Annotated in this window: 11 protein-coding genes; 9 read left to right on the top strand and 2 right to left on the bottom strand. The window is 35.2% G+C overall.

Annotated elements, in window-relative coordinates; all coding sequences use genetic code 11:
• The first annotated feature begins 2 nt into the window (after nt 1-2).
• From FC89_RS08605 to FC89_RS08595, 3 genes are all read left to right on the top strand, one after another.
• Nucleotides 3-2,246 (top strand): glycoside hydrolase family 3 protein, encoded by a 2,244-nt coding sequence (locus FC89_RS08605; protein WP_057872149.1) that lies wholly within the window; start codon nt 3-5, stop codon nt 2,244-2,246.
• Nucleotides 2,247-2,694: 448 nt separating this feature from the next.
• On the top strand, nt 2,695-3,414 hold the full coding sequence (gene deoC / locus FC89_RS08600) for a deoxyribose-phosphate aldolase (RefSeq protein WP_057872148.1): 720 nt from the start codon (nt 2,695-2,697) through the stop codon (nt 3,412-3,414).
• A 328-nt stretch (nt 3,415-3,742) separates the two neighbouring features.
• The gene (locus FC89_RS08595) at nt 3,743-4,459 is read left to right on the top strand and encodes a GntR family transcriptional regulator (protein ID WP_057872147.1); all 717 of its coding nucleotides are present in this window, start codon (nt 3,743-3,745) and stop codon (nt 4,457-4,459) included.
• 213 nt (nt 4,460-4,672) lie between these two features.
• On the opposite strand, the gene FC89_RS08590 is transcribed toward FC89_RS08595, so the two are convergent.
• Nucleotides 4,673-5,113: a hypothetical protein gene (locus tag FC89_RS08590; RefSeq protein ID WP_157060695.1), complete on the bottom strand. Its 441-nt coding sequence runs from the start codon at nt 5,111-5,113 to the stop codon at nt 4,673-4,675.
• A gap of 582 nt (nt 5,114-5,695) precedes the next feature.
• Complete coding sequence (locus tag FC89_RS08585) at nt 5,696-6,562, bottom strand: helix-turn-helix domain-containing protein (protein ID WP_057872146.1); 867 nt, start codon at nt 6,560-6,562, stop codon at nt 5,696-5,698.
• A 127-nt stretch (nt 6,563-6,689) separates the two neighbouring features.
• Here FC89_RS08585 and FC89_RS08580 point away from each other — a divergent pair, with 127 nt between their 5' ends.
• The 6 genes from FC89_RS08580 (at nt 6,690) to FC89_RS08555 (ending at nt 16,169) form a co-directional block, all read left to right on the top strand.
• Nucleotides 6,690-7,952 (top strand): PTS sugar transporter subunit IIC, encoded by a 1,263-nt coding sequence (locus tag FC89_RS08580; RefSeq protein ID WP_057872145.1) that lies wholly within the window; start codon nt 6,690-6,692, stop codon nt 7,950-7,952.
• Between the two features lie 30 nt (nt 7,953-7,982).
• Nucleotides 7,983-10,211 carry a beta-glucosidase BglX gene (gene bglX / locus FC89_RS08575; protein ID WP_057872144.1) on the top strand — a complete coding sequence of 743 codons (2,229 nt, stop codon included), beginning with the start codon at nt 7,983-7,985 and terminating at the stop codon, nt 10,209-10,211.
• A 762-nt stretch (nt 10,212-10,973) separates the two neighbouring features.
• Nucleotides 10,974-12,128 (top strand): acyltransferase, encoded by a 1,155-nt coding sequence (locus tag FC89_RS08570; RefSeq protein WP_235804403.1) that lies wholly within the window; start codon nt 10,974-10,976, stop codon nt 12,126-12,128.
• 6 nt (nt 12,129-12,134) lie between these two features.
• Nucleotides 12,135-13,646, top strand: a complete 1,512-nt coding sequence (locus FC89_RS08565; RefSeq protein ID WP_057872143.1) for an AMP-binding protein — start codon at nt 12,135-12,137, stop codon at nt 13,644-13,646.
• 11 nt (nt 13,647-13,657) lie between these two features.
• Nucleotides 13,658-14,629, top strand: coding sequence for an aliphatic sulfonate ABC transporter substrate-binding protein (locus tag FC89_RS08560; protein ID WP_187329661.1), 972 nt, complete (start codon nt 13,658-13,660; stop codon nt 14,627-14,629).
• A gap of 31 nt (nt 14,630-14,660) precedes the next feature.
• Entirely contained in the window at nt 14,661-16,169 is a 1,509-nt protein-coding gene (locus FC89_RS08555) for an AMP-binding protein (RefSeq protein ID WP_057872142.1), read from the top strand.
• Nucleotides 16,170-16,173 lie beyond the last annotated feature (4 nt).

The raw sequence follows: 16,173 nt of genomic DNA, 5'->3' as shown, positions 1-16,173 counted from the left end.
AAATGACATTATGTAAAGTTTCAAATAATGATGGTCCAGAACTAGTGTATGATTCTGAAAGTAGTCTTAATATTATTCAAAAAGACGGCTTGAACTTTAAAGATAATGACCGTACAGGTATATTAAAACCTTTTGAAGATTGGCGATTAACTCCATTGGAACGTGCTAAGGACTTGGCGGAACGGTTGAGTATTGAAGACATTGCTGGTTTGATGTTGTTTACATCTCATTTAGCAATTCCCGCAGTGGGGGATCGCAAGTCTAAATATAATGGTAAAGTATATGAAGAAAGCGGTAGCGCGCCAGATGCATTGAGTGATTTGCAAAAAAAATATTTCTTGGAAAGTCGAATAAAACACACGTTAGTTACTTCTGTGGAGTCACCGGAAATTGCTGCAAAGTGGAATAATCGTGTGCAAGCTTTGTCTGAAGGGATGCCTTGGTCATTACCAGTAGTCAATGCAACTGATCCACGCCATGGTTATAATTCAGATACTGAATTTAATGAGGGCAGTGGGGGAGTAGCTTCTCAATGGCCAGAATCAATTGGGCTTGGTGCTACATTTGATCCTGAAATACTTCATCAATTCGGTGAGATTGCTTCTATAGAGGATCGAGCGATGGGAATTTCTATGTATCTTGGGCCACAAGTAGACATGGCAACTGAACCCCGCTGGATGCGCTTAGAGGGGACTTTTGGTGAAAGTGCAAAATTATCTTCCGCACTTGCAAGTGCATTAGTATGTGGACTTCAGATTACGCGTAAGAAAAATGATTGGGGTAATGAAAGCATCAGCACTACGACCAAGCATTGGCCTGGAGGCGGTGTAATTGAAGGAGGACGAGATGCACATTTTGGATACGGAAAATATGGTGTATATCCTGGTGGTCATCAGCAGTATCAACTGAAGCCATTTGAATCAGTAATTGATGCTAAGAAACGTGACGTAGAACGTACTGCGGGAATCATGCCATACTATTCAATTTCAACGGATTTCGCTCCAGGACAAAGTGAAAATGTTGGAAATGCATACAGTCACTATTTAATCACAGATCTTTTGCGACATCAATATAATTATGATGGTGTTGTTCGAACAGATTGGTGTATTACGTCTGAGGAACCGACCGATATTGAAAACGTTCTATCTGGTGATCAGTGCTGGGGAGTGGAGGATGGTTTTACAGTCGGTGAACGTCATTTAAAATTATTGCTGGCGGGCGTTGATCAATTTGGCGGTAATAAGGATCCTAAACCAATTTTGTGGGCATACAAAGAAATGGGAAAATTGATGGGTAAACCTTGGGCTGAACGTCGTTTCCGTTTGTCTGCCCAACGAATTCTCAAAAATATGTTTCAATTAGGCCTGTTTGAGAACCCATATACAGAGCCAGAGATTGCTGCTAACGTTGTCGGACGTCATGATTTTGTTGCTGCTGGATTGGATGCACAAAAGAAGTCAATTGTGATGCTTAAAAATCATAGTGTTCTACCATTGACTTTAAAAACCAAAGTTTATATTCCCAAACGTCAATATCCTGCAACTCATGGATGGTATTTAGACCCAATAGCAGGGTATGTTAAGGAACCCTTCAATCTAACAATTGCGAAGCAGCATTTTGAACTTGTTACTGATCCTAATGATGCTGATGTTGCGTTGGTTAAAATTAAATCACCAGAACGGGATTTAAAAAAATATAATGGATATGACCCTGAGCGTGCTAATGCAGGTGAGACGGGATATGTTCCAATTACATTGCAGTATCGACCGTATAAGGCAAAATATGCGCGTAAAGTGTCTATAGCTGGTGATGCAAGGCCTGGCAAGGTACGCAACCGTACTTATAAGGATAAGACCGTAACAACATTAAATGAAAGTGATTTAGATTTAGTGATCAAGACGAAACAGCAAATGGGTAAAAAGCCAGTGATTGTTTCTGTAACAGCACAAAATCCTTTTGTTCTATCGGAAATTGAACCATATGCCGATGCTATTGTCTTAGACTTTGGGGTAAGTGATCGTGCGCTCTTTGACGTCTTAGATGGTACATTTGAGCCATCAGGATTACTTCCTGTTCAGATGCCAGCTGATATGAAAACTGTTGAGACTCAGAAAGAAGATACGCCATTTGATCTTGTGCCATTTACGGATAATGATGGTAATACCTATGATTTTGGATATGGTTTGAATTATTCAGGTATTATTCATGATTGGCGGACCAAAAAATTTACCAAGGATGTTTTTTGATTTTTATTGATGAACAAACAAGTTTATACGGGATTAGAAGTTAACCTACTTCTAATTCTGTTTTTTTACTATTCAGGTAATGTCAGTAAATTTGTGTAAAAATGATTTGTCTATTCTCTATAAAATTAAATCTTTTTAGTTAGGAAGTAACTCTATAATGTTTTAAATAGTTGGGAGAATTGCGAATGGAAAAGCCAAAAAAGCTAATAATTCATTTTCAATAGATTTTTTACTTTTGTGCAAATTATTTCATACTTTCTATTACTTGTATTATGTTCGTACATATAATTAAATTATGTTTTTTAAATATTTATTTGATTTAAAAATCCAGACCATTTTGTTTCTTTAACAGTATATTTGAAATGCAACTTAGTAATTGTTGACATTTTGAACAGCACCTCCTATATTAAATATGTACTTACATATTTAATATAGGAGGTGCTGTTTTATGGATTTTTCATTAGAGCAATTAGCAAAGTTTATCGATCATACTAATTTAAAGCCTTATGCTACATTTAAAGATATTGAAACTTTATGCGATGAAGCAAAAAAATATCATTTTAAGATGGTCGCAGTTAATCAATTTCAAACAAAATTTTGTCACGAATTATTAAAGGATACAGATATTCATGTTGGAGCTGCAATTAGTTTTCCTTTTGGTCAAACAACTATTGAATCAAAGATATTTGATGTAAGAGATGCTATAGGTAACGGAGCAGATGAAATTGATTATGTTATAAATATTACTGCACTAAAATGTAAAGACTATAATTATATAAAGAATGAGATGCAACAAATTGTTTCTATATGCAATGAAAAGCATGTTATTTCAAAGGTAATTTTTGAAAATTGTTATTTAACTGATAATGAAAAAATATTATTGTCTAAGATTGCTAAACAAGTTAAGCCTGATTTCATTAAAACTTCAACTGGGTTTGGATCAGGAGGAGCGATTGTTCACGATGTAAAGTTAATGAAGGATGTAGTAGGAGTTGATGTAAAAGTTAAAGCAGCGGGAGGAATTAGATCAACTAAAGATTTTATTTCAATGATAGAAGCTGGGGCAGATAGAATAGGTTGTAGTGCAGGAGTTTCAATAATAGAGAAATTTAAAAACCAGTTTAAACAAGACAATATAAAACGTTTAAAAATAGATAAAAAGTATTAGAATATATAGAAATGTTTTTTGAGTTGTCAAAAAGTGCAACAATCATAGAATTAGCTTATTAGCGATAATTTAGCCGTCTTTGATGTACCCAAATAGTCCATGGTGTTTTTAAATTAATATTGTTTCTAGTCACTTTTCGATTAAAATTCCGTTCAATCAGGGGGAGTTCTCGTAACTGTAAAACAACACAACACATCGTACTAAGAAAATAATTTCTTAAGCCAACAAGATTGGTACCTAGTGCTTATAGTTAGTTATTGTTAGTTAATAGAAATATAGTCAGACCTATTGGTTTATTGAATCGTGGGAAAAAGGGGATTTTATAGGGTTGAAATCTAATAAACCTAAATATCAGTATGTTTTAGAAGAAATATTTAAAAAAATACAAAATGAACAATATTCAGTTGGGGAATTAATTCCTAAAGAAATAGACCTATCTAAGCAATTTAAAGTTAGCAGAGCTACAATAAGGCAAGCTATTCAAATACTAGTGAATAAAGGATATCTTGAGAGGAAGAAAAGACGTGGAACAATAGTACGACAAAAAAAGATAGAACAAGATTTTACTCATATTATTGAAAGTTACAGTAAAGAGATGTCTTTTAAAGGGCTTGTTCCGCAAACCAAAGTTCTTTTTTTTAAAGAAACACGAGCTGATAAAAATGTAGCTCTTCAATTAAAAATTAAACAAAGTGATTTTGTGTATAAATTAATTCGTTTAAGATATGCAAATGAGCAACCAATTGTATTAGTAGAAAGCTTCATTCCAGAGAAAATTTTTCCTGAATTAATAAATTATGATCTAGAAAACATGTCATTATATGATTTAATGGAAAAAAACAAGTTAAAAGTTCGATATGTAAAAAGAACCCTTGAAATTATGAAAGCAGATGAAACAGTCTCAGAATTACTAAATGTTTCCAAGAATGATCCTATTTTTTTATTCCACACAGTAGGTCATATTGATAATGAGATACCCATTGAATATTCTATAGCTAAATATAGAGGAGATATTAATTCCTTCAAAATTGAAATAAGAAAATAATTTTAGTGATAAATAATCAAATGTTGTTCAAAGTAAAGGTGAAATTTACAGTTATTGCTATAACTACGCATAAAATTATGACGCTCAAAAGTACTTGTTTGATGATTAGCTACAGTGCCATGTTATCAAGCCAGTCTTCTTTCGGAACACCATTCATAAAGTGAAAAGCCTCTATCAAACATTCAAATAAGGTATCTTGTTTTTGATCAAGTATTAATTTAATAAATTTTCTTTTTGAATATGGTAATACATAGAAAAAATGCTGAATGTATGTTTCACGTTATTTTTGTTATACATTAGCACTTTTTCTTTCCAATCAACTTGGGGACTAAGATCAATTGTACGCTCGATATGTGTTGTAGCTTTCTTGATTTCTTTTTCCTTGTATTGTCTGCAGTAGGTTTTAACAATTGTATATTTTCCTTGAAATCCTTTTCCACAAATGAAATTAAAAATAGCTCTGACTGAACATCCTGCTTGATATTTGACTTTAATTAAATCTCTGAAACCATCAAGTTTACTTTTCCTGCTTTTTCTTGTTCTTCTCTTTACTATTCCACTCAACGCTCGTTGATAAGCTGTTTTAACAGTTCGAGGATCAACTTCAAGCTGCCTTGTGACTCCACTATAATTAAGTTTTATTTCATCAACCACGAATTTTTTCATCCTTTCAAAAATATCTCAATGTATGATTTTATACTCACTCCTTAACTTAAACATTAGGATAAATATAAAAAATACAGAAAATTCAGCAATTTTATTCCCCCGATTTCCTACATTTTATAACTGCCCGTTACACCCAGCTTATCGTTGTCCTATTTGTCATCGAAAAAAGCTGCGTAATGGTTTTAAAATGATTAAATTTTATTGAGTATGCTTGCCAATATTGTTTTGGATGACATCAAGTCAGAAATAATTGTTCAAAGTAATATAGGATTTTTAGTGGTAAACATCATTAGAGGTAAGACAAGTTTATATTTAGAAAACCTTTTTCAGCTAGACAGGTGGACACACGCTTAGCGAAATTGTATTAGATGTGAATCACATCAAAATATCAATTAGTCTAGAAGAATGCTACTTTTTCACAAGATATGCAGAGTATTCAAGGTCGCATGTAGCATAGTTTACAACGTAATCAAAAAGATTGAGGAAGCCATAATCACGCTGTAAAGAAACTAAGAATTTGGGAATTTTGATGTCTTAGTGTTTTTTTGAAGATTAATTATGAACAAAGGGCTAGATTGAGAAATATTGTCTTGAATTTTTGCGATATTCATTGGGGGATACTTGATATACCCTACAAAAAGCATTATAGAAGTTTCGATAAGTGATAAAACCACTTGATTGAGCGATAGAATCAACACTTTGATCACTATTGACAAGTTTACTGACCGCATCATTAAGTCGTATTGAAGTAACAAAATCATGAAAGTTCATATTGAAGTTTTGTTTAAAGATGCGTGAGAAATAACTATCAGAGTAGTTAAACTCCTGCGCAACGCGATGTAGGGAAAGCTGTTCGCTCACATGATTATTAATAAAGTGCGTGACTTGATTCATCAATTGAAGTGAACTCGAATGATGACTGTTCGATTTTGTGAAAGTATAAACAGCGTTAAGTGATAATATATTAGATATTACCGTTAATATAAGTGCTTCCTCTTCTACTTTATCTACTAATGGCCATTCATGGCATTTATTTTCATAAATATCAGCTAGTCTAATTAGTGAATTACGTACTACCGTAAAATCGTCTCGATGGTCTTTGACTGTATTAACATTAAATCTAAAATTTAGGTTAAATTGATTCTCTGTCAGTTCCTGAAGGAATGTTAGAGGTAACTGAACAACGAGTACATGATTGGCTATAGGGCTTTGAGTTGAATGAACAGTATTCGGGTTGATAATTAATAAATCTCCCTTGGACATACGATAATGCTTTCCTTCAATCCAAACGTCTAGTTGGCCACTCTGGCAGTTGATTAACTCAGTGCTTTGATGCCAGTGTTGTGGAATTAAACGGCTTAAATCACGTGCACGGAAAGTAAATACATTAAATGGTAACGCAACAGTTTTTTTAATTAGTTCATGTTCAAGTTTCATTTTGCCACTCCTATATCAAAATAATACATATATGACGTCATCTAAAAGCATTGTTGCATAGATGAAACCGTTTTACAATTACATTGCAATCATTGAGATGTATTTAATAAATATTGGGAGGATAACCATGAAAGACAAGGTAAAGAACTTTTTTAATAAAATTTCACCAGTACTTAATAGAATTGGATCAAACAAATATTTACAGACAATAACTGCTGCTATGATGGCTACATTGGGACCAACTATTCTTGGATCATTCGCTATTTTGCTAGGTGTTTGGGCAGGAAACGAGAAATGGACGAAAATTGCAACTATTGCTAATAATATTGGTAATGTCACAATTAATTTGCTAGCACTTTATATTGTATTTCTGATTGCAAAAAATTTAGTGCCACACTTTTTAGAGAATGATGATGGGAATGCGGCTGGTATTATTGCCATGATGAGTTTCTTCATTTTGACGCCAATGGGCCAAATCAAGGATGGTAATAACTTAATCAATGCATTACCAACAACTTGGCTTGCATCACAAGGTGTATTTTCAGCTATGATTGTTGGTGTTCTGGTTGCACGGTTATATGTATTCATTAAACAGCATGGTTGGACAATAAAGATGCCGGCAGGCGTGCCACCAATGGTTTCAGATGCGTTTGCCACTCTAATTCCAGCACTTGTTTGTGGTATTATTTCTGGATTAATCAGTTTTGGATTTCTGTTTACAGATTGGGGAAGTTTTCATCAGATGATTTATTCTTTGATTCAAGTCCCATTACGCGGTTTGGGTGGGTCTCTTGGAGCAATGATTCTCATTAGTCTTCTTCAGCAAATTATATGGTTTTTTGGCATTCATGGCAGTAACGTAGTAATGCCAATTGTTACCCCAATTTGGCTATCAATGGATATGCAGAATCTAGCTGCATTACAAGCGGGGAAACCTTTGCCTAACATTATTGGTTTAGCCTTTTTTCAGATTATTACTTGGAGTGGAACGGCATTAGGTCTTGTCTTGCTAATGTTAATTGCAAGGTCAAAACGTTATCGAGACTTGGGCCGATTAGCAATTGTGCCTGCTTTATTTGGAGTTACAGAACCGATTATTTTTGGTACACCATTGGTCCTTAACTTTGATTTAGCGGTTCCATTTATTACCAACAACACTATTGCGTTAATTATAGGTTACATTGTAACGCGAATTGGATGGGTAGCAAGATTCCCTGGTGTCCAGCAAGTATTTGGTTTACCAATAGGTTTTCACGCGGCAGTTGAAGGTAAAGTGTCTATCATTGTTCTGCAGTTAATTATTCAACTTATTATCTCCCCGTTACTTTGGTATCCTTGGCTTCGACATGCTGACAACAAGGCTCTTAAGTTAGAGAAAGACATGGGTTGATTAATAAATATATTAGGAGATGATGAGAAGTTGAAAAAAACTAAACTTAAGGAATTACTGAATTCACTTACGCTCGAAGAAAAAATTGGACAATTAATCCAATTGTCAGGGGAATTTTACAATGCATCAGATATATCGCTAGGACCGCAGCATAAGCTGGGGATAACTCAACGTATGGTAGATCTCTCGGGTTCAGTTTTAAATGTTACAGGTGCTAAAGAAATTCATCGGTTGCAGCAAAAACATTTAGCGAAGAAGGGACACGCAATCCCATTACTGTTTATGTCTGATATCGTATACGGCTACAAGACTGTCTACCCAATTCCGCTTGGGATGGGTGCAACTTGGAATCCTGCTCTTGTTAAAAAGGCATATGAGAACGCTGCCGAGGAGGCATATGCCGGTGGTCAACAGGTGGCTTTTGCACCGATGGTTGATCTTGTACATGATGCAAGGTGGGGTCGAGTTTTGGAGTCTACGGGAGAAGACCCGTATTTAAACTCTTGTTTTGCTAATGCTATGGTAAGTGGATTTCAAAGTGGTCTTGAAGATGGCAAGGGGATTGTTTCTTGTGTCAAACATTTTGCAGCTTATGGTGCTGTAGAAGGCGGCCGTGAGTATAATTCTGCAGATATGTCTATAAGTAACTTATTTCAAAATTATTTACCATCATATAAAGCTGCCATTCAAGCCGGAGCCAAAATGGTAATGACATCACTCACAACTCTAAATGGTGTGCCAGCAACGGCTGATAAATGGCTATTAAATAATATATTGCGTAAAAGTTGGGGATTTGATGGTGTAGTAATAAGTGATTATGCCTCCATCTATGAACTAACTCAGCATGGATTTGCATTGAATGACCAAGATGCTGCGTACAAGGCGCTTGATGCAGGTGTTGACATTGACATGAAATCGCCTTGTTATGCCAATGGGTTGAAGCCGTTATTAGAAGATGGCCGGCTTAGTGAGTCCAAGATAGATGAAGCGACATGGCGGGTTCTATCGTTGAAGAATGATTTGGGCCTGTTTGAAGATCCATTTCGTGGGTCTTCAGAAGAATTAGAAAATCAAGATTTGCTGACATCTTCAAAGAGAAAACTTGCAAGAGAACTTGGTCGAGAATCCATGGTCCTTCTCAAGAATGATAATAAAGTTTTGCCCCTTAAGGCTCATAGTAATCGAAAAATTGCCTTAATTGGGCCTTACGCTGATGAACAGAGCATGTTGGGGCTATGGGCAATTCATGGTGATACTAAGAATACAGTAACTTTTAAAGCCGGTATCAGTGAGTATGTAGATACCGATAATCTTGTAGTTGAAAAAGGAACTGATATTATTCGTGATAAAGACTTTTTCATCCACTCAGGTAGAGATGAAGACAGAGTGGAATGTGTTATTTCAGATGCTGCAACTGAAAAGTTGAATCATGATAGAGCCATTGCAGCTGCAGCGGACGCTGATGTTATCATTTTCGCAGGGGGAGAGCATACACTTCAAAGTGGTGAAGCAGGCTCTAGGACCAAGCTGCGACTTCCTGACAACCAGCAAGAGTTACTCAATGAACTAGCTACATTGGGAAAGCCTATCATCTCCGTTATTATTAGTGGCAGACCGCTAGTTTTGACTGATATAATTGCTGATTCTGATGCGGTGATTGAAGCTTGGTTTCCTGGCATTGAGGGCGGTCATGCGTTGGCTGATATCGTTTTTGGAACATATAACCCTTCCGGTCGATTGTCTATGAGTATGCCTTATGTTGAGAGTCAAGCACCTATCTACTACAATCACCTTAGCACTGGACGCCCACAGAAAACCTCTCAGCATGTCGGAAGATTTGTTTCTAGATATACTGACGCACCAACGGGTCCATTATTTTCGTTTGGATATGGTCTATCGTATGGTTCGGTTATCTATCATAAGCCAAAGATTGACAAGACCAGCATCAAGGAAGGCGAATCAGTTACGTTAAGTGTTGCAGTGGAAAATTCGTCTAAGATTGACAGAACTGAAACAGTTCAACTGTATTTTCATGATGAAGCAGCATCAGTCGTTCAACCTGTCAAACGATTAATTAACTTTAAACGTGAAATAGTACCAGCTGGGAAAACAATCAATGTTGTTTTTGAAGTTAAGCCCAAGATGCTTGGATTCTATAATCAGTTAGGCGAATATATTGTTGAACCCGGGAAATTTGAATTAATGGTTGGACAAAACTCGAACGAGACACAAACAGTTAAATTTTATTTAGAGGACTAGTTTAAATGGTGTTAAAGGCTTAGAGGATCGCTAATTTAATGAACCACGGCAGCTACCACGACTGGAAATAGCTATGCTTCTCAAGATCATTTGCGAGCGTTCAATAACAGACTGGTTTATAAACAAAAAATAGATCCAATACTGGTGAATGAATTATTTGATTTGCAATTTAGATTGGTATACCTTGTATGCTTAAACTATCTGTTTCTCGGAATAGATAGTTTTTTGATGCAACAATGTTAATTCAAGTCTACGTATTTTAGACTGAACAATATTAATATTTCTATCAATACCAAATATTATAGAACCCATTCTGGCAATCTATCTCACGCTGAGATCAGATTTGCCATTTTTTTGTTGCAATAATATACAAGTTTCTCTATAAATATAATATTTTTGCAAGATAGGTAATTTAAAAACCACTTTCTTATGCTTACTGTTTTGTTAATATCAATGCTTGAGTGGTCATACTTTTCTGCTTAGATGATCCATGTATAAATCACTATTATCGTAAAATATTAGGTTCTGGATTGATTCTCTTCTGAGGTTTCTTAAATTTATTCACTTATTAATCATGCTTTTTTCAATAAATAATTAAAAAAAAGTAATAAATTTATAAGAAAATAACGATAGTAAAAGTAAAGTAAGTATTTACTGATAAAAAAATTACTAAGTTTAAGTTGAATTTTTATAATTTTAGGACTTAGTTGGTAAATATCTTTTCGAAGTTTATGAAAAAAGTTGTTCTGGAGGAAAATAAGATTGGGGACAAAGAAGAAACATCCGTACCTATATGAAGTGGATTTGATGCGCTGCATTTTTATTTTTGGAGTTTTGGCAAATCACACAACATCAGTTTTTATTGCAAATATGACGGATAGCTATCCGCGATTGATTCTTTTAGCAACGCATTTGATGCTTCATTTTACCCGGATGGGATTTATGTTCATTACTGGTTTAGTACTTTTTTTGCAGCACTACAATAATTTAGACATGAAGTTATTTAAATTTTGGAAGAAAAGATATAAGGGCTCAGGTATTCCCTACTTATTTTGGAATGGGTTTTTCTTATTTTTTACGGCTTGGATGACCGGAGAAAAATTAGGCTGGGGAAATTGGTTTAGTAATTGGATTTGGGCTGTAATTCATGGCGATCATTTTTATATGTACTACATTTTAGTTACCTTTCAGCTTTATTTACTGTTTCCTATGATGTTATGGCTATTTAGAAAATTCAAAAATTATCATGTACTTATTTTGGTTATTAGTGCTTTGATCCAATTGTTTTTCTTAATTTGGGCGAAGTATATTTATCCAATCCAAAATCATGATAATTGGCCGTATTTGTTTCGTTATTATGGAAACTTTGTTTTTTCATATCAATTCTATTTTATTGCCGGAGCTTTCACATCTATTCATTATCAAAAAATTAAACACATCTTTACTACACATCGGCGAATAATTTACTCAATAACAGGGTTGTTGGCCTTAGGGACTTTAGGACTTTATTACATTAATGAACGAATTTTAAAACTCAGTGAGCATTATACCGAATTAATTCATCAACCGTATTTGATGATTTACGCGTCAATGATGATCTGCAGCGTCTTATGTATTAGTTGGGCATACGATCAACATCGGCTGGAACCTAGATGGAGCTGGTTTGAACAATTAGTGTCTATTTCATCAAAACTTTCATTTGGTGTTTATTTAACGCAAACGGTGGCTTTAACTTTTTTGCTTAAGTTTCTGGGATCCCTAAAAGGAGAGCTGTCTAATTGGTTGTTACTACTTGGATTGCCCCTAGGCTATATCGCTGTTTTAGGAGGAGCATGGCTGATTTCTTATTTTTGTTACAAGGTTCCGCCATTTGGAATATTGATTGGTCGCCCTCAAAAAATTTTTAGAAAGAAGTAATTTAAAATGACTAGATTAACTGATGAATTGACAAAGCATATGGAAAAGAATCGAAAGCGAAAATTTGTTAAAGATGAACGATTGAATAAATGGTTTGATGGATCAGAATTGACAGCTGATATACAAAAATTGAAAAAAATATTTTCAGCTGCCGGTTTAGGTCGAGGCGATGTTGTTTTTATGTGTTTGGACAATTCGGCGGTGTATTTGCCAATCAATCAAGCACTTTGGCAACTTGGTGTAGTTGCTCATCCAGTCTCGGCGACAACTTCGACAGTAGAATTAGTAAAAGATTATCGTGAAAATAATTACTTAGCGATGATTTTTGAACCACAGACTGCTACCGCATTTATGAAATTTTCTGAGTTAGCTCGACAAGACGTTAAATTAAATACTTTTGAGGACTTGGTTATTTTTAACAAAAAGAATTTGGTCAATAATAACAAGGTAAAAACACCCCTTGAAAGTTCGTATGGTTGGATCTTAAATACCTCAGGCACAACCGGTAAACCCAAGAAAGTTGGGTTGACTCATGAAATGATGTGGCGAGCAGCTCAATATGATTTGATCAGTCACCGTTTAACCAGTAAAGATACTGTTCTAATTGTAATGCCCATGTTTCATATCAATGCGCAAGAATTGATAGTTATTTCAACTTTGCTAACAGATGGGAAACTAGTAATTGCTCCTAAATTTAGTGCTCATAAATTCTGGCCACAAATTTTAGATAATAACGTCACTTGGTCCTCAGTTGTTCCAACAATCGTAACTATTCTATTAAAAAATGAAACTGCTAATGCAGCTTTTTCACCAAATCATAAATTGCGATTTATTCGTTGTGCTTCTGCAATTTTATCAATTAATCGCCAAAAAGAATTTACAGAACGCTATGGGGTACCAATATTAGAAGGCTATGGAATGACAGAATCATGCAGTCAATGTACGTTAAATCCATTAGATCATATTAAGTTGGGCTCAGTTGGTAAACCATTTCATACTGATGTTGCCATCATGCAAGAAAATGAATTTACAACCGAACCGGATATCCATGGCGAAATTGCCGTTCGTGGGGATCATGTAATTACGGATTATTTAGATCATCATCCCGAGTCATTTAAGGCTGGTTGGCTAAAGACAGGAGATTTAGGTTACTTTGATCAGGATGGCTATCTTTGGTTAGATGGTCGTCAAAAAGATATTATCAATCATGGTGGCGAAAAAGTCAGTCCAGCGGTAGTTGAAATGGTGATTAGTGAGTTGGATTTTGTTAAAGATGTGGCAGTTGTTCCAATCCCGAATCCCGTTTATGGGGAAAATGTTGCAGCAGCAATTATTGATGAAAGCACAGATCTGAAGATACAAGCTGAACATAAAAGTAAAATCCTGGAATATACTGAAACACATTTAGCTAAATATCGACGTCCAACAGAGATTTTTTTTGTTAAAGATTTCCCCCGGAATGCCACCGGTAAAATTCTACGTTCGCAACTAGCAGATAGTTTAATTAATTTACAGTAAGAAGGTGCACAATGACACACACACTAAGAAAAACACTGCTCTTTATACTTTTGTTTTTTTGGATATTAATAACAGTTTATGGTTGGTTCCAAATTCGCGAAGAAAGCAATCCGACTTTAAAGACAGTAACAATTGGTTTTCAAGCCGGAGATGAATTTGATATCGCTAAAAGCCGTGGTAAATTTGCTACCAAAATGGAAAAAAAAGGTTACAAAGTTAAATTTAAGGAATTTCAAAATGGTGCAGCAATGATGCAGGCTTTGGCAACGGGGAATATTGACTATGCTCGAGTGGGAGATACCCCACCGGTTTCAGCTTTGGCTGCAGGTACTAAATTAACATATGTAGCTGCAGGCGGTACAAAGGAAAAAGGTAGCGGTATTGTGGTCAAAAAAAATTCTGGTATTAATTCAATGGCAGATTTAAAAGGCAAAAGAGTTGCTTACACTAAAGGTACTAGTTCCCAATATATGGTTTTGCGTGCTTTAAAAACTGCTGGATTAGGAATTAATGATATCAAATGGGTCAATTTGGATCAAGACGCTGCGGCAGTCGCGTATTCCAAGAATAAAGTTGATGCTTGGGCAAACTGGGATCCAACAGTTGCTCAGGTTGAGATAACAGAAAATTCTAAGTTGTTAGTTAATGGTCAGCAAGCCGGAGCGGTTAATCGCAGTTTTATTGTTTCTCCAAGTAAATTTGCTAAGAACCATCAGTCACTTAGTAAGTTGGTAATTAAGTATGGTGAACAAGATATGCATTGGGCTAATACCCATCATAAACAAGTTATTAAACTGATGACGAAGGAACTAAAACTGTCTAAAAAGGTTGTTACTCTAGAAATCGAACGCCGCACCTTTGGAATTTATAAAATGAATGATAAATATGTTAAAGAAGAACAAGAAATTGCGGATATGTTTTATCAATCGGGTGTTTTAAATAAACAAGCTACAGTTGCTAAACACGTGGATTATCTGAAATAAAACTTTTAGATAAGAGAGGAGGCAGGATCAAGTGTCGAAGCTAACTTCAAAGATTTCAGAATTATTATTAGACCAACCAAACAAAAAGCTGATTAAAGATTTAACCAGAAATGTATGGTTGACTCGTTTTCAAGTTGAGCAGGCTGTTCAACAATTGTTAAATTTCTTTCATGAGAAAAAGTTACAGCCAGAAGATAAAATCTTGCTTAGTTGTTCAAATAGCATTCTTTACCCGTTAGTAGTGTTGGCAGCAAATCAATATGGTCTGGTAGTTCACCCTGCTGCACCAACGTTGACCATAACTGAATTTAACGACCTATTAACGGATACTGATTTTAAATTAGTATTTCCAGCTGAAATTCAAGTTCCTTGGCTGCATAAAAAGCAGGCTTGGAGAAAAAATGAACTTACATTGTTGGATTTAGATGCAACGGTTGTTTTTAATAAAACATCAGCGTTAGCAAAATCATTTAATGATTCTGCTGCACCTACGGACAATACTCCGTCAATTTTAATGTATACCTCGGGTACAACTGGAACACCCAAAAAGGTAATTTTAAATCATGCTAATCTTTTAGCTGCTGCACAATATGTTATTAAAGGTCAAAGCTTAACGGAAAATGATTGCACTTTAATTGTGTTGCCGCTATTTCATATAAATGCGCTAATAATCGTGATGCTGTCAACCATATTAAGCGGGGGTAAATTAATTATACCTGCCAAATTTAGCGCAAGTCATTTTTGGCAGCAAATCAAACAAGAAAAGGTTACATGGGTTTCTGTTTCACCCAGTGTAATTTCAATCTTGTTGATCAATCAGCAGGCTCAGAAAAATTTTTCACCAATTCGATCTTTAAGATTTTTAAGAAGCGCATCAGCGCCGTTGAGTGCCAAGACGCAACGACGATTTGAAGATAGGTATCAGGTACCAATTATCCAAGGATATGGGATGACAGAGGCAGCTGGGCAAATTTGCGTAAACCCGCTTGATCATCCGAAATATGGATCAGTTGGTAAACCGGTAGGAACTCAGGTCAGTGTGTTATTTGATGGAAAGCTAACTTTAAGGCCGCATGTGACAGGTGAAGTTGTCTTAAAAGGGAAAAATGTAATTTCCATGTATGTTGGTCGTAATTCAGCACAAGATTTTATTGCCGGTTGGTTAAAAACAGGAGATACTGGCTATTTTGATGAAGAAGGTTATCTTTTTTTAACGGGAAGAACTAAGGATTTGATTAATTACGGTGGACATAAGATTAGCCCAATTAAAGTTGAAACAGTTTTATTGCAGGCAGATTTTGTTATAGAAGTGGCAGTAGTTGGGATCCCAGATCAGATATTTGGTGAGAAAATTGTTGCTGCGATCGTTTTAAAAAAAGGAATTGTCCAACAAGTAGCACGAGAAAAATTAACTAGAATAATTAGAACGAATTTAGCTGAGTTTGAAAGGCCCAAACAGCTTATTTTTATACCAAAGATTCCAAGAAATAGAATTGGAAAGATCTTACGGATTCAGTTGCAACGGGAATTAAGTAGCTAGGGAG

The organism is Liquorilactobacillus ghanensis DSM 18630, assembly GCF_001435235.1.
GTDB lineage: Bacteria > Bacillota > Bacilli > Lactobacillales > Lactobacillaceae > Liquorilactobacillus > Liquorilactobacillus ghanensis.
This window is presented reverse-complemented; position numbering and strand designations above follow the sequence as displayed.